The organism is Streptomyces sp. NPDC104106 (assembly GCF_055584345.1).
In genome coordinates this window covers 93,293-112,823 of sequence record NZ_JBVJMF010000015.1, presented here as the reverse complement: position 1 = coordinate 112,823, position 19,531 = coordinate 93,293, and the positions used below count along the sequence as shown (strand labels likewise).

Below are 19,531 nucleotides of genomic sequence, written 5' to 3'. Positions count from 1 at the left end.
GGCGTAGGACCGGGCGGCGGTCAGTGGCGGGCGGGGTGGAAGACCAGCTGCTGGTCGGCGGGGGAGTAGCCGCTGAGTGTCACGGTGGGGCCGTGCGTCGGCAGGGACGGGTCGGGGAACGCGGCCGGTACCGGCTGCCGGTTCTCGGGCCGCCGGTCCATCGTCGGGTACTCCACCGGGAACGGCGCGCCCCGCTCGATCTGCCGCGCGTAGAACTCAAGCCAGCGGGCGTTGTCGAAGGTCACGGCGGCGATGACGCGGCCCTGATAGCCGTAGACGCCGACGAACCGGCGCTCGGCCAGCGACCCTTGCGTGATCATGAGCTGGTCACCCATGGGCGGCACGCCGACCGACTTGATGTTCACGCCGAACATCGACGACCAGAAGGCGGGCATCCACAGGTGCGGGCGCCGGTCCGCGCCGGGGCAGATCATGTTGTGCGCGGCGGTCTCGGCCTGCGCGACGGCGTTGCCCCAGTGCTCCAGCGACAGGAACTGGTAGCCGAACAGCGCGTGCGGGGAGCGCGCCACGTCGCCCGCCACGAAGACGTCGTCGGTGACGATCCCCCGGAAGTCGAAGGCCCGGCAGCCCGCGTCGCACGCGATGCCCCGGGGCCCCGCGGCCAGCCCCGACCCGGTCAGCCACTCGGTGTTGCGCTGGGAGCCCAGCGAGACCACGACCACGTCCGCCTCGACGACACTCTCGTCGGACAGGTGCACGGCCCGCACCCGGCCGACCGAGTCGCCCTCCAGCGACGTCACCGTGACATGCGCCCGCAGGTCCACGCCGTTCTCGTGCTGGAGGTCGGCGGCGACCGCGCCGACCACCCCGCCGAGCGCGCCCACCAGCGGCGCCCCCGCGCGCTCCCCGACGGTGACCGGGAGGCCCATCTCCCGGCAGGCGGAGGCCACCTCCGAACCGGCGAACCCGGCGCCGATGACGAACACCCGGCGCGGTCCCGCCTTCAGCCGCTGGTACAGACCGGCCGCGTCGTCCCGCGTGCGCAGCACGCAGACGCCGCCGAGCCGGGCCTCGTCCTCCTTCGGCCAGGGCCGGGCGCGCACCCCGGTCGCGATCAGCAGCCGGTCGTACGGCACCTCGTCGCCGTCGGCCAGCCTCACCCGCTTGGCCGACAGATCCAGGCCGGTCGCCGCGACGCCGAGCCGCCACTTGGCGTCGATCTCCCGGCGGCGCGGCAGCTCGGTGCGCAGCGGGGACGCCACGCCCAGCAGGACGGACTTCGACAGCGGTGGCCGGTCGTACGGTTCGTGGGGCTCGTCACCGATCAGCGTCAGCTCGCCGGCGAAGCCCTCGGCGCTCAGCGTCTCCGCCGCCCGCAGCCCCGCCAGAGACGCGCCCACGATCACGATCCGGCCCTCGCGCCTGAGCCAGTCCACGTAGTCAGCGGCCATCGGAGGCCTCCTGGGCGGAGCGCGCCGCCGGCTCACCGACGAGGTCGTCCAGCCCGTCGGCCGTGATGGCCTGCACCGGGCAGGCGCTGACCGCGCGGGCCAGCTGCTCCCGTTGCTCCTCGGGGGCGTGCGGGTTGTAGACCAGCGACTCCTCGCCGTGCATCGCGAAGACGTCCGGTGCGAGGAACGCGCACTGGGCGTACCCCTGACATTTGTTGAGATCGACGACGAGCCTCATCGACGCTCCGCCCTTCGCGCGGCCGGATCCGGGCCGCAGCGACGCGCGCGGCGGCCCGGACGGTGGACATGTCCCGTTCGCCAGCATGGGAGCCCCGCACGCGGCCCGCCCGTCAGCGACCCCATCCGGGTCAACGGGCGCGTCCCCCCGACACCAGGATGTATCCGGCGAGCACGAGTGACCACGCGGGGAACACCAGCTCCGCCCAGGGCACGTTCGAGGAGGCGAGGACCAGCACCAGCGCGGTGCACAGGCCCAGCGCCGTGAGCGGGCGGGGCAGCACGCCGAGGCGGCGGCCGAGCGACGACAGGGAGCACACGAAGACGGCCGCCATCCGCATGGCGTAATCCGTCATCAGCAGGTACGCGAGGTGCCGCCCGAAGTCCCAGGAGACCGGCGCCGGTGCCGTACCACCGGGGTGCGCGACGGAGAGTACGGAACTGGCGGCCGCGGCGGCGCCGAACAGGGTGGCGGTGAAGACGAGTCCGCTGCCGAAGAAGACGGTGGCGATGAACTTGTCCTCCGCCGCGCCGATGTACGCCCGTACGGCGCCGATGAACCACAGGAAGAAGATCCCGGAGAACGGCACGAGCGCGAGCGCCGCGCGCACGGCGTCACGCCGCGCGGTGTCCGTGAACCCCTGGGCGGTGACGGCGTTCGCCCCATCGGGGATGCCGAGCCGCATGAGCACCATCGCCGCCGCCAGCAGCAGCGCGAACACGACCCCGGCCAGCCCGGCGGCCCGTGGCGCCCGCAGCGCCTCCACCCCCGCCCGCGCCTCCTGCCCGTTCGCCACGTGGAGCCACCTCCTCACCCCCCCCCGCCGACATCAGCCCCCGCTCCCCAGCGAGCCGCCCCCCGCCCGGCCGCGCCAGCGGGACAGAGCCAGACGGCGGACACCGCGCCGCGTACGGCTGCCCACCCGGACGACCGCGGGACCTCGGCGGTGGTACGCCGGGAAGATGCCGGTCGCCCGGTGCCCGGCCGGCTCGCTCGCCGGCCGGGGAATCGCTGAGAACACCGCCGATCGATGCCGCGTGAGCCGCGTCGAGTCGACGTCTCGACGGTCGGAGCGAGGAGACGCGGAGCGAGGAGACGCGGAGCGAGGAGGGGCGAGCCGGGTGACGGTCAGAGCCGGGACAGCTCGTCCACCAGGTCGTCCAGACCCAGGGAGCCCTGGGAGAGGGCCGCCATGTGCCAGGACTTGAGGTCGAAGGCGTCGCCGTGCCGCTCGCGGGCCTTCTCCCGGCCCAGCAGCCACGCCCGCTCACCGAGCTTGTAGCCGATGGCCTGGCCCGGAATCGTCAGGTACCGGGTCACCTCGCTCTCCACGAAGTCCGCCGGCCGGCTGCTGTGCGCGCGGAAGAACTCCTGCGCCAGCTCCGGAGTCCAGCGCTCACCGGGGTGGAACGGCGAGTCCGCCGGGATCTCCAGCCCCAGGTGCATGCCGATGTCCACGATGACCCGGACCGCCCGCATCATCTGCGCGTCCAGATAGCCGAGCCGCTCCTCGGGGCTCTTCAGATAGCCCAGCTCGTCCATCAGCCGCTCCGCGTACAGCGCCCAGCCCTCGGCGTTGGAGCTGACGATGCCGACCGTGGCCTGGTAGCGGGAGAGGTCCTGCGCGACGTGCGCCCACTGCGCGATCTGCAGGTGATGGCCGGGCACGCCCTCGTGGTACCAGGTCGAGACGAGGTCGTACACCGGGAAGCGGGTCTGGCCCATCGTCGGCAGCCAGGTGCGGCCGGGACGGGAGAAGTCCTCCGAGGGACCCGTGTAGTACGGGGCGGCGGCACCGCCGGGCGGCGCGATGCGCGACTCCACCCTCCGCACCCGCTCGGCGAGTTCGAAGTGCGTGCCGTCCAGGTCCGCGATGGCCTGGTCCATCAGGCCCTGGAGCCACTCCCGCACCTCCTCCACCCCCTCGATGTGCCGGCCGTGCTCGTCGAGGTGCGCGAGCGCCACCCAGGGCGTCTTCGCGCCGGGCAGGATCTTCTCCGCCTCCCGCTCCATCTCGGCTAGCAGCCTGTGGAACTCCGCCCAGCCGTAGGCGTACGCCTCGTCCAGGTCCAGGTCGGTGCCGTTGAAATAGCGCGACCAGCGCGCGTACCGCTCCCGGCCCACCGTCTCCGGGGCGCCCTCGATCGCCGGGGCGTACACGTCCCGCAGCCAGTCCCGCAGCTCCGCCAGGGCACCGGTCGCGGCGCGGGCCGCCTCCTCCAGCTCCGCGCGCAGGGCCTGCGGCCCGGCGGCCACGAAGTCCTCGAACCAGCCGCGGCCCGAGCCGTCGGTGTCCGTCCACTGCGTCAGCTGCTCGATGTACGTCGCCGTCGGCCGCGGGGCCGCGAACAGCTTGCGCTCCAGGCCGAGTCGGATCGACTCACGGTAGCCCGCGAGCGCGCCGGGCACCGCGCGCAGCCGCTGCGCGATCGCCGCCCAGTCCTCGTCCGTCTGCTGCGGGGTCACCGTGAAGATGTCGCGCACCGAGTGACCGGGGGTGTGCATGTTGCCCACCGCGCGCAGGTGCTCGTCCGCCTCGTGGATCGCGAGTTCAGCCGTCAGCCGCTCCCGCAGCAGCCGCCCGCAGCGGCGCTCCACGTCACGGTCCGCGCCGGGCTGCCGCTCCGCCTCGTCGAGCTTGGCGAGGGTCGCCCGGGCCAGCTGGGCGAGGGCCTCCTGACCGGCCGGTGAGTAGTCGGGCAGCCGGCTCGAACTCTCCTTCACACCGAGATAGGTACCGGTGACCGGATCGAGGGCGATGAGGTCGTCCACGTACGCGTCGGCCACCTGACGGGGCAACGGGCTCTTGGTCTCAGACATGCGGCCCATCCTCGTACGACGACGATCTCCGCGTCACCCGGGTTCGGGGGGATTCAGCTCTGGGCGTGGCCGGGCGGCAGCAGCGGACCGCACTCCCACTGCTGGAAGATCAACCGGGTCTCCACCCGCGCCACTTCCCGTCGCGCCGTGAACTCGTCGAGCACCAGCCGCTGGAGATCGGCCATGTCCGCGACGGCGACATGGACCAGATAGTCGTCGGGTCCGGTCAGATGGAACACCGTCCGGGCCTCCGGCAGCGCCCGGATCCGCTCCACGAACGGGCCCACCAGTTCGCGTCGGTGCGGCCGTACCTGCACCGACAGCAGCGCCTGCAGCCCGCGCCCCAGCTTGGCCGGATCCAGCCGGAGCCGATGGCCGAGGATCACGCCCGAGCGGCGCAGCCGGGTCACCCGGTCCAGACACGTCGACGGCGCGACGCCCACCTGCTCGGCGAGGTCGCGGTAGGTGGTCCGGGCGTCGTTCTGCAGCAGCCGCAGCAGATGGAGGTCCACCGGATCCAGTACGACAGATTCGGCCATTGGCCGAACGTAGCACGGTGTCCGGCTCCCGAGAACCGTTCGATGTTCACCCTTCCGCCCATGGACACAGCGAGCACCGGTGCCTACGACGGCGTACGCACCGCAACGAGAGCCCTTGCCACCGAGGCCGTGCACGCCGGCCGCGACGACCTCGCCCGCCAGGGCCTGCACGCCCCGCCGATCGACCTGTCCACCACCTACCCGTCGTACGACAGCAGGGCCGAGGCCGCCCGCATCGACGCCTTCGCCGCCGACGGCGCCGACCCGGTCGGGCCGCCCGTCTACGGCCGGCTCGGCAATCCGACCGTCGCCCGCTTCGAGACCGCGCTGGCCCGCCTGGAGGGCACCGAGTCCGCGGTCGCCTTCGCCAGCGGCATGGCAGCGCTCAGCGCCGTGCTGCTCGCCCGGTCCGCCATGGGCCTGCGGCACGTCGTCGCCGTACGGCCGCTGTACGGGTGCAGCGACCATCTGCTCACCGCCGGACTCCTCGGTACCGAGGTCACGTGGACGGATCCGGCCGGGATCACCGACGCGTTGCGCGCGGACACCGGTCTGGTACTGGTCGAGTCCCCGGCCAACCCGACCCTGGCCGAACTCGATCTGCGGGCCATCGCCCACGCCTGCGGCTCGGTGCCGCTGCTCGTCGACAACACCTTCGCCACGCCGGTGCTGCAGCGCCCCGCCGAGCAGGGCGCCCGGCTGGTGCTGCACAGTGCCACGAAGTACCTCGGCGGCCATGGCGACGTGCTGGCCGGGGTGGTCGCCTGCGACGAGGAGTTCGCGGGCCGGCTGCGCCGGATCCGGTTCGCCACCGGCGGCGTCCTGCACCCCCTCGCGGGCTACCTCCTGCTCCGGGGACTGTCCACGCTCCCGGTGCGCGTACGGGCCGCCTCCGCGAACGCCGCCGAACTGGCCCGCCGGCTCAGCGCCGACCCCCGCGTGGCCCGCGTCCACTACCCCCGGCTGGGCGGCGCGATGATCGCCTTCGAGGTGCACGGCGACCCGCACGAGGTCATCTCCCGGGTCCGCCTCGTCACCCCGGCGGTGAGCCTGGGCAGCGTCGACACGCTCATCCAGCACCCCGCGTCCATCAGCCACCGCATCGTCGACGCCGACGACCGCCGCGGCGCGGGAGTGAGCGACCGGCTGCTGCGGCTCTCGGTGGGACTGGAAGACGTGGACGACCTGTGGGCCGACCTGGCCCAGGCGATGGGCGGCCTGCCGGAGCGAGCGATGGACGCGTCCGTTCCGGGCGCCGCGAAGTCGGGCGCTGTCGGCCCGCGAGCCACGGAGCTGGACATCGCCGGCCGCACTCGCTTGGCCTGACCGCCGCAGGCTGCTGCCTCTGGTGAGCGCCGTGGGCTGGGCGCTGGCTCGGGTGGGTGTGATCGGTCCGGGTACCGGGGAGCTGGGCGTGGTCGGCCATGGTCGCTTGAGCTGGCTGTCACCGGCTGGGTGCCGCGGGGCGGGGTGCCGCCGGCCATGGGTCGCCTGGGTTGGCTGTCACCGGCTGGGTGCCGTGAGGGTGAGGGCGGTCGGTCATGGTCGCCTCGGGTGCGTGGCCTGATGAGGGCTGTGGCGGAGGCGGTGCCGGCGGGGGGTGCCGGGTCCGATGGGCCGCCGGCGCGGCGGAGCTGCGGCTGGGTCCAGGTGCGGACGGCCCGGTGCCGGACGCACCGGGCCGTTGTGCCGCGTGACCGGCGTCAGTCGTGCCGGGCCGGGTCGCCGAGGTGGCAGCGGCCGGCGTCGTACGGTGCCCCGGAGCCGGCCGGGGCCGGGTCCAGGCGGGCCGTGATGACCAGGGTGCCCTCTTCCACCTGGTAGTCCAGTGGCAGCCCGAGGCCGCGCATCGCGGCGACCATGCCGGTGTTGGACGCCTGCGTCACGGCGTACACGCTCGCGCAGCCGGCCTCCTCGGCCATCCTCACGAGCCGGCCGAGCAGTTCGGCGCCGATGCCGCGCTGCTGCCAGTCGTCCTCGATCAGCAGCGCCACCTCGGTCTCGTCGCCGTCCCACAGCAGGTGTCCGAGGCCGACGATGCGGCCTGAGGCGGTGGACGCGGCAAGCGTGCGTCCGAAGCGCGGGCTGAGCAGGTGGTTGAGGTAGCGGTCCGCGTCACCGACCGGACCGTGGTAGCGCATGCCGAGGGTGCGCGGCGAGCACCGCTCGTGCATCGCCTTCGCCGCCTCGAGGTCACCGGTGTCGGCCCGGCGGACCGTGATGTCACCGCCCTCGGGCAGGGTCAGCACGTCCTCACCGTGCGGAATGCGCGGCCCGAGCCGGCTGTCCAGCTCCACCAGCGCCCGGGCCCGCGCGAACTCGGTCGGCGTGAACGGCAGATACGGCCGCTCCACGGTGAGCACCCCGTCGCCGGGCGCCCGCAGCCGCATGACGGTGTCCTCCAGCACCCCCTCGACCGGCACCGGCACCGGCCCGGTCCCGGGCCGTGCGCCGACGGGCGTACCGGGCAGCGAGCGGATCGTGCAGCGGCCGAGCAACTGGCGCAGCGCCAACGGCAGTTCCGCCGCGTCCAGCGCCGTGCGGGTGGCGAGGCCCAGCACCCGGGTGGGGGCGTCGACCAGGTCATGGGCGTCGGCCCGCTCGATCCACGTGGACGCGCCGCCGGCCTCTGCGACCGCCCGGGTGATCGCGGCGGCCGGGAGCGCGCCCGGCGCCCGCAGCAGGAACTCGTCCACGGTGCCGTCGGCCAGCGGATGCGTCTGCAGGCTGAGGATGTCGACCCGCTGCCCGGCGAGCGCCGCGCACAGCGCCGCCAGCGAACCCGGTTCGTCCTTCACGGTCGTACGCATCCGCCACAGCGCGGTGGCCCCGGCCGCGCCGTCGGCCGCCGTGCCGTACTGCCCTGCGGGCCCGGCCTGCGGCGTCTCGGCGGCAGGCCGGGGGCCGGTATCGTCGGCCGGCGGTGCGTGGCCGTGGCGCCGTGCCCACCAGGTGTGGAAGCCCGCCGTCGCGGCGAGCGCGAGCGCCGAGATCACCAGCAGGGCGGGACCGTCGGGGCCGTGCCCGATCAGGTTCGCCACCCCGTCGGCGACCGCGACGGCGGTGAACAGGGCGGCCAGCTCGACGAGGTCGCGCCGCCAGTGGTGCACGGGTCGTCCGTGCTTCACACGGGTCACATCGGACATCTCTGGAGTCATGCACCCACTGTGCAGCAGAGGTGTTGCGTGATCACGAACGCTTTGTGACCGATGGGTAAAGCATGCTCCGCCCCTTTTGTCCCGCTTTCAATGATGCGGGACCCTGCCGCGCAACGGGGGATGACGCCGGTGCGCGGCACGGTGTGAGTGAAGCGTACCCGCCGCTGCCTACTGGCCGACGCGGCCGGGCTGGAGCGTCTGCGTGAACAGCACGGTGCCGTCGTACTCGCGCAGCCGGACCGTCAGTTCACCGCTGTGGCCGTCGATGTCGACCTCGCCGAAGAACTGGTAGCCCTCGGCCGGCGACACGTTCGCCGTCTTCGGCGCCTTCACGAACACCCGGTCCGGACCGAACGTGCCGTCGAGGTCGTTGGCCGGGAACGCGCCCGCGTTGAGCGGGCCGGAGACGAACTCCCAGAACGGCTCGAAGTCCTTGAACGCCGCCCGCGACGGGTCGTAGTGCTGGGCGGAGGTGTGGTGCACATCGGCCGTCAGCCACACCGTGCCGGTGATCCGCCGGTGCTTGATGAACCGCAGCAGCTCGGCGATCTGCAGCTCCCGGCCGAGCGGCGCGCCCGGGTCGCCCTGCGCGACCGCCTCGAAGTTCGGCTTGCCCTCGACCGGGTCGGGCACGACCAGTCCGAGCGGCATGTCGTTGGCGATCACCTTCCACACCGCGCGGGACTTCGCCAGCTCCCGCTTGAGCCATTCCAGCTGCTCGCGGCCGAGGATGCCGACCGGGTCGGTGGTCTGGCTGTCCGGGGAGTTGGCGTCGCGGTAGGTGCGCATGTCGAGCACGAACACGTCGAGCAGCGGGCCGTGGTTCACGACACGGTAGATCCGGCCGTCGGGGCGGCCGCTGATCGTGGAGATCGGGAAGTACTCGGAGAAGGCCCGCCGCGAGCGCAGTGCCAGGTCGTCGAGCTTCGTGCCGGCCGGGTAGGGGGTGCCGGTGCCGATCACCTCGCCCGGGTACCAGTTGTTGCGGACCTCGTGGTCGTCCCACTGGATGATGTTCGGCACCTGGGCGTTGAACCGGCGCAGCGCCTCGTCCAGCAGGTTGTAGCGGAAGTTGCCCCGGTAGTCGGCCAGGGTGGTCGCGACGTGCGACTTCTCCTCGGTCGTGATGCTGCGGTAGACGCCGCCGTCGGGCAGGGCGGCGCTCGGCGCGATGGGGCCGTCGGCGTAGATGTTGTCGCCGCTGCACAGGAAGAAGTCCGGGTCGACCTTGGCCATGGCGTCGAAGATCCGGTAGCCGCCGATGGACTCGTTGATGCCCCAGCCCTGTCCGGCGAGGTCGCCCGACCAGACGAACCTCACGCCGTGGCGCCGCTCGGCGGGCGCGGTGCGGAAGGTGCCGGTCACCGGTTCGCCGGTACGGCGCGGGTCGTCGGGGTCGGCGAGCAGGACGCGGTAGTGGATCTGCTCGCCCGCGGGCAGGCCGTGCAGCCGGGTGGTGCCGGTGAAGTCGGTGCCGGAGCCCAGCAGCGGCCCGTGCCATCTGTGCGGGTTGCGGAACGACTCGGTGGCGGCGGTCTCCACGACCATCCGGGCCGGCCGGTCCGAACGCACCCAGACCAGGCCGGAGTTCGCGGTCACGTCGCCCGCCTGCACGCCCCAGCTCGTCCGGGGGCGCCCGGAGCGGGCGAACGCCGGGGCCGCGCCGAGGCCGACGGGCAGGGTCAGGGCCGCCGACGCGGCGAGGGAGCCGCGCAGGACACTGCGGCGGCCGGGGAACGGACGGTGGGACATTGCTGTGCCTCCAGGGGCGGGATCCGGCCAGTGTGCACAGCCACACCTACTGGGGCGGCGCGGCGCACAGCCGAACCCGAGGTGAACCCGGCCGGAAGCGCGGGTTCGTCCGCGCCGGTTCCCCCGCCCCGCTCAGCGGCTGCCGTCCAGGATGACCCGCGCGACGAGCGCCGGGTCGTCGTTCATCGGGCAGTGGCCGCAGCCGGGCAGGCGGACCAGCCGGGCGTGCGGGATCAGCTGCTTGGCGCGCACGCCCTGGCGGCGCACGAGGATCCGGTCCCGGGTGCCCCAGCCCACCGTCACGGGCAGGCCCGCCAGTTCGTCGGTGAACCGGACCGTCTGGCCCGCCCGCAGCGTCGCGTCGAATCCGGCGGCCCCGACGAGTGCCAGCGTCTCGGCCACCACGGCCTCGGGCGGGCGGCGCGCGGGGCGGGCGTAGATCGTGCTCGTCAGCGCCGTACGCCCGGCCGCCGACCGCGACAGCCGCTCCACCAGCGGCAGCGGGAGCCGCTGGGCGACGACCCGCATCGCGGACAGCACCGTGAAGGCGTACCGGCGCTCGGCCTCTGACCAGAAGCCGGCCGGGGAGAGGGCGGTGACGGAGCGGACGAGCTTCTCCCGGCCCAGTTCCAGGGCCAGCAGTCCGCCCAGCGAGTTGCCCGCCACATGCGGCCGGTCCAGCTCCAGGGCCTCGAACAGGGCGCCGAGCACGGCGTTGGTGGCGGGCAGGGTGTAGCCGAGGCCGTCCGGCAGGCCCGGTGAGGCGCCGAAGCCCGGCAGGTCGACGGCGATCACCTCCCGTTCGGTGGCGAGGATGTCCACCACCGGGTCCCAGGCCTGCCGGTGGTGGCCGATGCCGTGCAGCAGGACCAGCGGCTCGCCGCGGCCCACGCGCGCGTAGGACACGGTCACGTTCTGCGGGCCGTGCGGGCCGGGGACCGGGAAGGAGACGGTAGCGGACATGGGGTGCTCCTCGTCTGGCTGCTGACGGACGCTCTGACTGCTGACGGCGGTCGGGCGCCGGCAGTCGTCGTAGACAGCTTGTCAGCAATTGCTACCGCCCGGTAGCCCCCGGTGGCGTTCCCCGGCGGCCGGCGGTCAACCCGCCCTGCGCACCTCGACGTTGAAGTCCGGGCTGCCGGAGAGGCGGAACATGGTGAGCCACAGCAGCAGGTACATCTCCGTCGCCCGCGCCGTGCGGATCCCGCCCAGGTCCACCACCCGCTCCGCCGGCCAGCCCAGCTCCCCGAGCATCTCCGTCACCCGTGCCTTGGCCTTGGCGTCCTCTCCGCTCACGAAGAGGTTGTGCGCCCCCGGCACCCGGCCGGGATCCACCATCACCTGGCAGTTGACGGTGTTGAGCGTCTTCACCACGCGCGCGTGCGGGAAGGCCCGCTGGATCCGCTCGGCCACGCTGTCGGACTCCACCGGGTCCAGCCGCGGCTCGCCGTCCTCGAAATACAGCGGGTTGCAGACGTCCACCAGCACCTTGCCGCCGAGGTTCTCGGCGCCGGCCGCGCGCAGCGCGTCGAGCGCCACCGGACCGGCCACGGCGTTGACGACCACCTCCCCCGCGCCGGCCGCCTCCGCGAACGCGCCCGCGCGGGCCCGGCCGCCCGCGGCCGTGGCCCACTCCAGCGCCACCGGATTGTCCTTGGTGCGCGACCCCAGCGTCACCTCGTGCCCCAGCTCCACCAGCCGGCCGGCCAGTGTGCGGCCCACCTCGCCCGTGCCCAGTACCCCGTACCGCATCGGCCACCTCCGTCACCGGCCGCCGGCCCCCGGCGGTCCGCGGTCATTGTGATCCGGATCTCCGCCGGACCGGCCGATTCCGTCCGGCGCGTGTCGGCGGGCGGGAGCGGCCGGAACTGGACAAGCCCGGCGCGGGTCGGATGGGATGGACCGGTGAGCGCCGACACCGCGACCGACGTCTTCGAAGAACACCGGCCCCTGCTCATGGGAGTCGCCTACCGCATGCTCGGCCGCGTCGCCGACGCCGAGGACGTCGTCCAGGACGCCTGGCTGCGCTGGTCCGGTGCCGACCGCGCCGAGGTCCGCGAACCGGGCGCCTACCTGGTGCGCGTCACCACCCGCCTCGCCATCGACCGGCTGCGCCAGGTGAGGGCGCGCGGCGAGGCGTACGTCGGACCGTGGCTGCCGGAGCCGTACGTCACCGAGTCGGGGGCCACCGCGCCGGACGCGGCGGACCGCGCCGTGCTCGCCGACAGCGTCTCCTTCGCCGTCCTCGTCGTCCTGGAGTCGCTCTCCCCGCTGGAACGCGCCGTCTTCGTGCTCCGGGAGGCGTTCGGCTATCCGTACGCCGAGATCGCCGAGCTGCTCGACCGCGGCGAGGCGGCGGTACGGCAGCTCGCCGGGCGGGCCCGCCGGCACGTCGACGAACGGCGGCCGCGCTACGAGGTCGACCCCGCCCGGCGCCGCGAGCTGACCGAGCGCTTCCTCGTCGCCGCGTCGGACGGCGACCTCGACGGGCTCATGGCCCTGCTCGCCCCCGACGTCCGCCTGGTCGGCGACAGCGGAGGCAAGGCCAAGGCACCCGCGCGGATCGTGCACAGCGCCGACAAGGTCGGCCGCTTCCTGGCCGCCGTCGTACCGCAGGCCGCGCCGCCCCTGGCGTACCGCTTCCTGGAGGCCAACGGCGGTCCCGCCGTGCTGGTCCTGGACGGCGGCAAGCCCGACAGCCTGTTCCAGCTCGAGATCAGCGACGGCCGGGTCACGACGGTCTACATCGTCCGCAACCCGGACAAGCTGCGGCACCTCCCCACCCGCTGACCGGGCGCCGCGCCCGCCGCGCACGCCCCCGTCCCGCGACGGGGGCTTTGCCGTGATGTCACAGCCACGCGCGCGTGCGAACGCCTCGTGAACGCTGCGCGGCAGCGTCCCGCTGCGTTCCCCGAGGGAACGACGATTGGTCTTGACCAAGGGTGACGGCCGCCCTATGGTCACAGAGAAGTGCAACAACCTTTAATAAACAAGGGCGCTAAAAGCCGCCGGACCACGGCTCTTGCGGAGGACAGGGTGGGGACCACGCAGCTGGAATCGGTGCCGGAACCGAAGTACTGGCACCTCAAGACCGTGCTCAGCGAGGCACTGGACTCCGAGTTCTCGGTCGGCGAGATCCTGCCCAACGAGCGTGACCTCGCCGCCCGGTTCGGCGTGGCCCGCGCCACGCTCCGCCAGGCCCTCGAACAGCTGGAGCTGGAGGGCCGGCTCCAGCGCCGCCGCGGGGTCGGTACGACCGTGGCGCCGCCGCGTGTCGGCGTGGCCGTCGGCACCGAGCGGCACGCCTGGCCGGGCGCCGCCGGGGACGCCTGGCAGCCCGTCGACTGCGACCGGGCCGTGCCGCCCGCCGCCGTCGCCGCGGCCCTGGAGACCGCCGCCGACGAGCCCGTCCACACCGTGCGGCGCTCCCGGACGTCCCACGGCCAGCGGGTCGCCACCGAACTGCTCTACATCCCGTCGTCCTCCGTCCCCGGGCTCACCGCGATAGACGCCCCGTCCGGTCCCGCACGCGCGCGTGCGGTGCTGCGCGAACTGCAGCACCTGGCCCTGGACGGCCAGGACCGCTCCGTCGAACTCGGCTCCGCCCGCGCGGACGACGCGAGGGACCTCGACCGCCTCCCCGGCTCCCCGGTCCTGGTCGTCACGACCCGCTTCGTGGCGGACGGCCGCACGACCGCCCTGTCCGTGGCGACCTACCGGGCCGACACGTGCCGGCTGACCTTCGGGGACGCGGCGGGGGTGGAGATACACCACGACCCGGAGCGGCAGGCCTCCTGAGCGTCCGCGTCGGCCCCCGCCGCCCCGCTCACCGACGGGCCGTCACCGTGCCGTCGACGGCGAACAGCTGCTCCTCCACGTGGTCCAGAGCCAACCGCAGCGCCCCCGTGGCCACGGCCGCCTCACCCAGCAGCGACAACGCGACCTGAGGCGGCCGCAGGCAGTACCGGGCCAGTTCACGGCGCAACGGCTCCAGGACACCGTCCAGCCCGGCGGCCCACCCACCGACGACGACCAGTTCGGGATCCAGGGCGAGCACCAGCGCGGCGACATCGTGCACGAGCCGCTGGATGAACCGCTCGACGGCCGCTCGCGCCCGCCGGTCGCCGCCGCGTGCCAGCGCGAACACCCCGGCGACCGCCTGCTCGTCCAGCGGATGCAGCGGCTCGTCGGTCGTGGACAGCAGGGTCTCCGGCGTCGCCTCCCGGCCGAGCAGATGCAGCGCCCCGATCTCCCCGGCCGCACCGCCGTATCCCCGGTGCAGCCGCCCGCCGATCAGCGAGCCCGCGCCGGGGCTCAGCCCCGCCAGTACGAACACCACGTCCTCGGAGCCGGTCGCCACGCCCTTCCAGTGCTCGGCGACCGCCGCCGCGTTGGCGTCGTTCTCCACCAGCACCGGGCACTTGAAGGACCGGCTCAGCCGCTCACCCAGCCTCAGGCCGGTCCACTGCGGCAGCGCCGTGCTCAGGCGTACGGTGCCGTCGGCCGCCACGATGCCCGGCGTGCCCACGCCGACCGCCCGCAGCGAACCGCGAGCGACCCCGGCCCGGCGCAGCAGCTCGGCGACCGCACCGCGCAACCGGTCCAGGCGCTCGTCCGCCGAAGCCGCCTCGTCGACCTCCTTGGCCTGCGTGCCCAGCACGCGGCCGTCCAGGTCGGACAGCAGCGCGGCGACCCGGTGCGGGCCGATCTCCAGGCCCAGCAGATGCCCCGCCTCGGCCCGGAACCGGAACCGGCGCGCGGGCCGCCCCTGACGGCGCGCACCGACCTCCTCGGCGACGGTCTCCACGACGAGCCCGCCCTCCATCAGCCCCTCGACGACGCCCTCGACGGTCGGCCGGGACAGCCCGGTGGCCCGGGTGATCTCCGTGAGCGTCGCACAGTCCGTGCCGCGCAGGGCGTGCAGCACCACCGCGGAATTGATCCTTCGCAGCAGCGAGGGATCGCCGCCGGTCAGCTGCGCCACCGTCCGTCCTTCCAGCTCGCGGGGGGTGTTGGCCGGATCGTACTCGGCCGGGCGCACCCCGGCGAGTGCCGGGCCGCGCGCACGGGAGCACCGGCGCGGCTCAGCCCGGCTCCACGAAACCCGACTCGTAGGCCGCGATCACCGCCTGGGTGCGGTCACGCGCGCCGAGTTTGGCCAGTACGCCGCTCACATGCGACTTCACCGTCTCCGTGCCCACGACCAGCCGCGCGGCGATCTCCGCGTTCGACAGCCCGCGCGCCATCAGCCGCAGCACCTGCGCCTCCCGCTCCGTCAGCCCGGCCCGCTCCAGCACGGCACGCGCCGGACGCCCGCCGTCGCCGTACCGGGCGGCCAGGCGCCGCACGGAGGCCGGGAACAGCAGCGACTCGCCCTCCGCGACCAGCCGCACCGCGTGCACGATCTCGGCCGGCCGGGCCCGCTTCAGCAGAAACCCGTCGGCGCCCGCGCGCAGCGCCTCGTACACGTACTCGTCGTCCTCGAAGGTGGTCACCACCAGGATCTTCGGCGGCCGGTCCACCGTGCGCAGCACCGCGCGCGTGGCCTCCATCCCGTCCAGCAGGGGCATGCGGACGTCCATGGCGACCACGTCCGGCCGCAGTCGCCGCACCAGCGGGATCACCGCGGCCCCGTCGGCCGCCTCGCCCACCACCTCGATGTCGGCCTGCGCCTCCAGCACGGCCCGCAGACCCGCGCGGACCAGGGGTTCGTCGTCGACGAGGAGTACGGTGACGGGCATCCGGCCAGCCTAGAGCAGGCGGGCGGGCCGGCCCGCCCGGTCAGCCGGTCGGCAGTTCCGCCCGCACCTGCCAGTCGCCCCCGTCCGGGCCGGTGCGGGCGGTGCCGCCGAGTAGGGCGGCCCGCTCACGTATGCCGCGCAGGCCGCTGCCGCGGCCGGGGGCCGGCACGGGACCCGGCAGGGGGTTGCGGACCTCCAGGGCGAGCCGGCCGTCGGTGACCGCGATCCGGACGCGCACCGGCACCGCTCCCGCGTGCCGCAGGACGTTGGTGAGCGCCTCCTGGAGGATGCGGTAGCCCTCCCGCGAGACCGGCCCCGGCAGGGCGGCGACCGGGCCGGTCACCTCGGCGTCGACCTTCGCCCCCGAGGCCCGCGCCGACTCCAGCAGCCGGTCCGCGTCGGCGAGCGCCGGCCTCCCGCTCGCCGGCCGCCCGGCCTCCCGCAGCACGCCCAGCACACGCTCCAGATCCTGCAGCGCGGCCCGGCCGGTCTCCTCGACGGCGTCCAGCGCCCGCTCGGTGAACTCCGCATCGCCCGCGGCCCGCGCCGCACCGGCCTGCACCACGGCCACGGTCAGGGCGTGCCCGATCGAGTCGTGCAACTCGCGTGCGATGCGCGTGCGTTCCAGCAGCTGCTCGGTGCGCTCCTCCAGCGCGGCCAGCCGCTCCGCCGCCGACGGTCCCAGCAGCCGGCGCGCGCAGGCCGTGATCAGCTCGCCGAGCCCGACGACCGCGCCGTACAGGGCGAGCAGCGGCAGCGGCGTGAGCAGCGCCCAGGCGCGGTGCGGGGGCAGCCCGTCCGGCAGCGGCACCCCCGACGGCGCCTGTCCCCAGGCACAGCGGGCCAGTTCGAAGGCGATGACGGGCAGCCACACCGTGGCGAACATGGTCAGCGCGCCGAGCAGCATCCGCAGCTCCAGCCACAGCACCGTACGCAGCCGGTCCCGCCAGGTCGCCGACGGCGCCTGCGCGATACCGGGCTCCGCCTCGCCCGGCGTGAGCAGCAACCGCGCCTGCACCCCCTCGCCCAGCCTGACCGCGGGCAGCAGGCCGACCGGGACGAGGACCAGCGCGGGCACCCAGGGAGTCGACATGTCGATGAAGAGCCAGAGACTGACGATCAGCATCGGCACCCACAGGTGCAGCAGGCGCGTGTACGTCGTCCCACGCAGCAGCGGGCGCGGGAAGCGGGTCATGACCACGACGCCATGGTCGCAGCCGGCACTGACAACGGGCCTCCCCCGCACGGGGGAGTGGCCCCGCACCGGCGGGGGAGGACCCGGCCGCACCGGTCGGCGACGCTGGTGCCATGACCAGCATCGACGTACGCGACCTCACCAAGGAGTACGGCGGGCGGCGGGCCGTGGACCACCTCACCTTCAGTGTGCGCTCCGGCCGCGTCACCGGCTTCCTCGGCCCCAACGGCGCTGGCAAGTCCACGACCATGCGCCTCGTCCTCGGTCTCGACCGGCCGGCCTCCGGCACCGCCACCATCGGCGGCCGCGACTACGCCGAACTGCCGGAACCGCTGCGCACGGTGGGCGCGTTGCTCGACGCCCGCGCCGCGCACGGCTCCCGCACCGCCCGCGACCACCTGCGCGCCCTCGCCGCGACCCACCGCATCCCGGACCGCCGGGTCGACGCCGTCCTGGCGGAGACCGGACTGGCCGCCGTGGCGCGGCGCCGGGTGCGGACGTACTCCCTCGGCATGCGCCAGCGGCTCGGCATCGCCGCCGCCCTGCTCGGCGACCCCGAGGTGATCCTCCTCGACGAACCCGCCAACGGCCTCGACCCGGAGGGCATCGTCTGGATCCGCACGCTGCTGCGCCGCCTCGCCGCGCAGGGCCGTACGGTCCTGGTCTCCAGCCATCTCATGGGAGAGACCGCCGCCTTCGCCGACCACCTCGTGATCCTCGGCCGGGGCCGGCTGCTGGCCGACACCCCGCTCCAGGAGTTCATCCACGCGCGCGTGCGGCCGCACGTCCGGATCCGCAGCACCGACCCCGCCGCACTGGACGACGTCCTCTCCCGCCACGGCATCGACGCCTCCCCGGAGGCGGACGGAGCACGTACCGTCCGGCACGCGCGCGTGGACGACATCGGCCGGGTCATGGCCGAGGCGGGCGTACCCGTCCTGGAACTCGCCGCCCGTGAGGCCACCTTGGAGGAGGCCTACCTCGATCTGACCGCGGCGGAGGCCGAGTTCAGCGCGCTGCCCCAGGAGGCCTGACCATGCCGTTCGCATCCGTGCTCCACGCCGAGTGGATCAAGATCCGCACGCTGCCCTCGCTCCTCGGCGCGCTGGCCGGAATCCTCCTCGTCACCACGGTGTTCTCGGCCGTCGGCGCCGCCGGTGACACCGGTTCGGACCCGCTGTACTCGGTGTTCTTCGGCGTGAACCTCGGCCAGATCGCCGCCATCGCCTTCGGTACGACGGCCGTCGCCGCGGAGTTCCGGGGCGGTGCGCTGCGGCTGACGCTGTCGGCGGTGCCGGACCGACGGCGGTGGTTCGCGGCCAAGGCCACGGCGATCGCCCTGCCGGTACTGGCCGTCGGCCTCCTCACCGGGCTGGTCACCCTGGTCGTCGGAAAGGCGGTCCTCGGCGCCTCCGGTCCTGCGTGGAGCGAGGGGCTGCGCGGCGCGGCCGGCTGCTGTGCCCAGCTGACCCTGATGGCGCTGTTCGCCGCCGGGCTCGCCGCCGTGCTGCGCAGTGGCGTCGCCACCCTCGCCGTGCTGGTCCCTTTCGTGCTGACCGTGTCCTTCGTCGTCGGTGACCTGTCCGGCGGCGCCGCCGACTTCCTGCCCGACCGGGCCGGCCAAGTCACCCTGCACAGCGCCTGGGACGGCTCCCTCGGCCCGTGGACCGGGCTCGGGGTGACCGCGCTGTGGGCGGCGGCCGCGCTGGTCGCCGGCGCGTGGCGCCTGCACCGCAGGGACGCCTGACGGCCCGCCAAATGTCAGAGGGTCCGGCTTTACTGGATCGCATGGACATCGCGAAGTGCCTGACCGCCATCGAGTCGCTGTGCGCGGCGGAGATTCCCGGGCGGCACGGCCGGCCGGAGGCGGGTGCGCCGGCGCCGGGCCACCGGACCGTGGAGTTAGCGACGAGCCAGGGGACGGTCACGGGCGACGCCGAGCAGCGGGAGCGGGCCGTGGCCGACTTCCAAGCCTGCCGGGAGGCCTTGGCGGAGCGGCTGCACGACCGCTGGGGGCGCCGGCCTCCGTGGGGTCAGCTGACGGTGCGGCTGCGCCTGAGCCGGGGCGAGGTGATACCGGAGCCCTGGTCCACCCTCTGCCTGCTCGCCGACGAACTGGACGTGTGGGAGCCGGCGGGCACCGGCCGCTGGCTCGCCGTCGGCGTCGCCGACCGGGACGGCACGGACGAGATACGGCTGCTGGCCACGGTCACGGAGACACCCCCGCCATGACGACGCGGCCGCCCACCGCCGGGCAGCCGTGCCGGCATTCCCCCGACCGTCGTCATGCGGGCCACCGGGCGGGGCCGTCGGCCCGGGTGGTGCTCCGTGGCAGGGTGAGCTGGCCCGATTGCCGTCATGCGGGCCCCCGGCCGGTGCCGTCGGTCTGGGCGGTGCTCCGTAGCTGGGCGGGCTGTCCCGGTCGTCGTCATGGGGGTTCCCGGGCGGGGCCGGTGGCTTGCGCGGTGCTGCGTGGCCGGTTGAGCTGGCCCGGTCGTCGTTACTGGGCCTTGGTCGTGGGGCTTGTGGGTCTGGGAAGTCGGTCTGTGCGGTGACGCCTAGCCGGGGGCTGGCCCGGTTGTCGTCATGGGGGTTCCCGGGCGGGGCCGGTGGCTTGCGCGGTGCTGCGTGGCCGGTTGAGCTGGCCCGGTCGTCGTTACTGGGCCTTGGTCGTGG

At 74.2% G+C, this 19,531-nt stretch carries 18 protein-coding genes; 6 read left to right on the top strand and 12 right to left on the bottom strand.

Features of this window, described 5'->3' with window-relative positions; translation table 11 throughout:
* Positions 1-20: 20 nt before the first annotated feature.
* The 5 genes from ACZ60X_RS30475 to ACZ60X_RS30455 all read right to left on the bottom strand — a co-directional run bounded on the left by ACZ60X_RS30475 (position 21) and on the right by ACZ60X_RS30455 (position 5,009).
* Complete coding sequence (locus tag ACZ60X_RS30475; RefSeq protein ID WP_469605197.1) at positions 21-1,412, bottom strand: NAD(P)/FAD-dependent oxidoreductase; 1,392 nt, start codon at positions 1,410-1,412, stop codon at positions 21-23.
* On the bottom strand, positions 1,402-1,650 hold the full coding sequence (locus ACZ60X_RS30470) for a ferredoxin (protein WP_469605194.1): 249 nt from the start codon (positions 1,648-1,650) through the stop codon (positions 1,402-1,404). Before ACZ60X_RS30470 ends, ACZ60X_RS30475 begins: the two co-directional genes overlap by 11 nt.
* Before the next feature lie 130 nt (positions 1,651-1,780).
* The gene (locus ACZ60X_RS30465) at positions 1,781-2,446 is read right to left on the bottom strand and encodes a hypothetical protein (protein WP_469605192.1); all 666 of its coding nucleotides are present in this window, start codon (positions 2,444-2,446) and stop codon (positions 1,781-1,783) included.
* A gap of 332 nt (positions 2,447-2,778) precedes the next feature.
* Positions 2,779-4,470, bottom strand: a complete 1,692-nt coding sequence (locus ACZ60X_RS30460; protein ID WP_469605190.1) for a DUF885 domain-containing protein — start codon at positions 4,468-4,470, stop codon at positions 2,779-2,781.
* A 53-nt stretch (positions 4,471-4,523) separates the two neighbouring features.
* Entirely contained in the window at positions 4,524-5,009 is a 486-nt protein-coding gene (locus tag ACZ60X_RS30455) for an Lrp/AsnC family transcriptional regulator (RefSeq protein WP_469605187.1), read from the bottom strand.
* A 60-nt stretch (positions 5,010-5,069) separates the two neighbouring features.
* Between ACZ60X_RS30455 and ACZ60X_RS30450 the strand changes: the two genes are divergently transcribed.
* Positions 5,070-6,335: a trans-sulfuration enzyme family protein gene (locus ACZ60X_RS30450; RefSeq protein WP_469605184.1), complete on the top strand. Its 1,266-nt coding sequence runs from the start codon at positions 5,070-5,072 to the stop codon at positions 6,333-6,335.
* A 377-nt stretch (positions 6,336-6,712) separates the two neighbouring features.
* Here ACZ60X_RS30450 and ACZ60X_RS30445 read toward each other — a convergent pair whose 3' ends face one another.
* The 4 genes from ACZ60X_RS30445 to ACZ60X_RS30430 all read right to left on the bottom strand — a co-directional run bounded on the left by ACZ60X_RS30445 (position 6,713) and on the right by ACZ60X_RS30430 (position 11,671).
* Positions 6,713-8,167 (bottom strand): GNAT family N-acetyltransferase, encoded by a 1,455-nt coding sequence (locus ACZ60X_RS30445; RefSeq protein WP_469605181.1) that lies wholly within the window; start codon positions 8,165-8,167, stop codon positions 6,713-6,715.
* Between the two features lie 168 nt (positions 8,168-8,335).
* Complete coding sequence (locus tag ACZ60X_RS30440; RefSeq protein WP_469605179.1) at positions 8,336-9,919, bottom strand: alkaline phosphatase D family protein; 1,584 nt, start codon at positions 9,917-9,919, stop codon at positions 8,336-8,338.
* Between the two features lie 132 nt (positions 9,920-10,051).
* Complete coding sequence (locus ACZ60X_RS30435; RefSeq protein WP_469605177.1) at positions 10,052-10,882, bottom strand: alpha/beta fold hydrolase; 831 nt, start codon at positions 10,880-10,882, stop codon at positions 10,052-10,054.
* 135 nt (positions 10,883-11,017) lie between these two features.
* On the bottom strand, positions 11,018-11,671 hold the full coding sequence (locus ACZ60X_RS30430) for an NADPH-dependent F420 reductase (RefSeq protein WP_469605174.1): 654 nt from the start codon (positions 11,669-11,671) through the stop codon (positions 11,018-11,020).
* Between the two features lie 153 nt (positions 11,672-11,824).
* Here ACZ60X_RS30430 and ACZ60X_RS30425 point away from each other — a divergent pair, with 153 nt between their 5' ends.
* Together ACZ60X_RS30425 and ACZ60X_RS30420 are read left to right on the top strand one after the other, a co-directional pair.
* Entirely contained in the window at positions 11,825-12,709 is an 885-nt protein-coding gene (locus ACZ60X_RS30425) for an RNA polymerase sigma-70 factor (protein ID WP_469605172.1), read from the top strand.
* 246 nt (positions 12,710-12,955) lie between these two features.
* Positions 12,956-13,717, top strand: coding sequence for a GntR family transcriptional regulator (locus tag ACZ60X_RS30420; protein ID WP_469605170.1), 762 nt, complete (start codon positions 12,956-12,958; stop codon positions 13,715-13,717).
* 28 nt (positions 13,718-13,745) lie between these two features.
* Here the strand turns inward: ACZ60X_RS30420 and ACZ60X_RS30415 are convergent, their stop codons facing one another.
* The 3 genes from ACZ60X_RS30415 to ACZ60X_RS30405 all read right to left on the bottom strand — a co-directional run bounded on the left by ACZ60X_RS30415 (position 13,746) and on the right by ACZ60X_RS30405 (position 16,855).
* Positions 13,746-14,903, bottom strand: coding sequence for an ROK family protein (locus ACZ60X_RS30415; protein WP_469605166.1), 1,158 nt, complete (start codon positions 14,901-14,903; stop codon positions 13,746-13,748).
* 100 nt (positions 14,904-15,003) lie between these two features.
* Positions 15,004-15,660: a response regulator transcription factor gene (locus ACZ60X_RS30410; protein ID WP_469605164.1), complete on the bottom strand. Its 657-nt coding sequence runs from the start codon at positions 15,658-15,660 to the stop codon at positions 15,004-15,006.
* A gap of 40 nt (positions 15,661-15,700) precedes the next feature.
* Positions 15,701-16,855, bottom strand: a complete 1,155-nt coding sequence (locus ACZ60X_RS30405) for a sensor histidine kinase (RefSeq protein WP_469605162.1) — start codon at positions 16,853-16,855, stop codon at positions 15,701-15,703.
* Between the two features lie 113 nt (positions 16,856-16,968).
* Here ACZ60X_RS30405 and ACZ60X_RS30400 point away from each other — a divergent pair, with 113 nt between their 5' ends.
* From ACZ60X_RS30400 to ACZ60X_RS30390, 3 genes are read left to right on the top strand one after another with little or no spacing between them, the layout of a single operon-like run.
* The gene (locus ACZ60X_RS30400) at positions 16,969-17,889 is read left to right on the top strand and encodes an ABC transporter ATP-binding protein (RefSeq protein WP_469605160.1); all 921 of its coding nucleotides are present in this window, start codon (positions 16,969-16,971) and stop codon (positions 17,887-17,889) included.
* A gap of 2 nt (positions 17,890-17,891) precedes the next feature.
* Positions 17,892-18,602 (top strand): ABC transporter permease, encoded by a 711-nt coding sequence (locus tag ACZ60X_RS30395; RefSeq protein ID WP_469605157.1) that lies wholly within the window; start codon positions 17,892-17,894, stop codon positions 18,600-18,602.
* A gap of 41 nt (positions 18,603-18,643) precedes the next feature.
* Complete coding sequence (locus tag ACZ60X_RS30390; RefSeq protein ID WP_469605155.1) at positions 18,644-19,087, top strand: hypothetical protein; 444 nt, start codon at positions 18,644-18,646, stop codon at positions 19,085-19,087.
* Positions 19,088-19,531: the final 444 nt, after the last annotated feature.

Coding starts and splice junctions, on each gene's coding strand:
- ACZ60X_RS30475 (WP_469605197.1), bottom strand. CDS start 1,412: ATGGCCGCTGACTACGTGGACTGGCTCAGGCGCGAGGGCCGGATCGTG.
- ACZ60X_RS30470 (WP_469605194.1), bottom strand. CDS start 1,650: ATGAGGCTCGTCGTCGATCTCAACAAATGTCAGGGGTACGCCCAGTGC.
- ACZ60X_RS30460 (WP_469605190.1), bottom strand. CDS start 4,470: ATGTCTGAGACCAAGAGCCCGTTGCCCCGTCAGGTGGCCGACGCGTAC.
- ACZ60X_RS30455 (WP_469605187.1), bottom strand. CDS start 5,009: ATGGCCGAATCTGTCGTACTGGATCCGGTGGACCTCCATCTGCTGCGG.
- ACZ60X_RS30450 (WP_469605184.1), top strand. CDS start 5,070: ATGGACACAGCGAGCACCGGTGCCTACGACGGCGTACGCACCGCAACG.
- ACZ60X_RS30445 (WP_469605181.1), bottom strand. CDS start 8,167: ATGACTCCAGAGATGTCCGATGTGACCCGTGTGAAGCACGGACGACCC.
- ACZ60X_RS30440 (WP_469605179.1), bottom strand. CDS start 9,919: ATGTCCCACCGTCCGTTCCCCGGCCGCCGCAGTGTCCTGCGCGGCTCC.
- ACZ60X_RS30435 (WP_469605177.1), bottom strand. CDS start 10,882: ATGTCCGCTACCGTCTCCTTCCCGGTCCCCGGCCCGCACGGCCCGCAG.
- ACZ60X_RS30430 (WP_469605174.1), bottom strand. CDS start 11,671: ATGCGGTACGGGGTACTGGGCACGGGCGAGGTGGGCCGCACACTGGCC.
- ACZ60X_RS30410 (WP_469605164.1), bottom strand. CDS start 15,660: ATGCCCGTCACCGTACTCCTCGTCGACGACGAACCCCTGGTCCGCGCG.
- ACZ60X_RS30405 (WP_469605162.1), bottom strand. CDS start 16,855: ATGACCCGCTTCCCGCGCCCGCTGCTGCGTGGGACGACGTACACGCGC.
- ACZ60X_RS30400 (WP_469605160.1), top strand. CDS start 16,969: ATGACCAGCATCGACGTACGCGACCTCACCAAGGAGTACGGCGGGCGG.
- ACZ60X_RS30395 (WP_469605157.1), top strand. CDS start 17,892: ATGCCGTTCGCATCCGTGCTCCACGCCGAGTGGATCAAGATCCGCACG.
- ACZ60X_RS30390 (WP_469605155.1), top strand. CDS start 18,644: ATGGACATCGCGAAGTGCCTGACCGCCATCGAGTCGCTGTGCGCGGCG.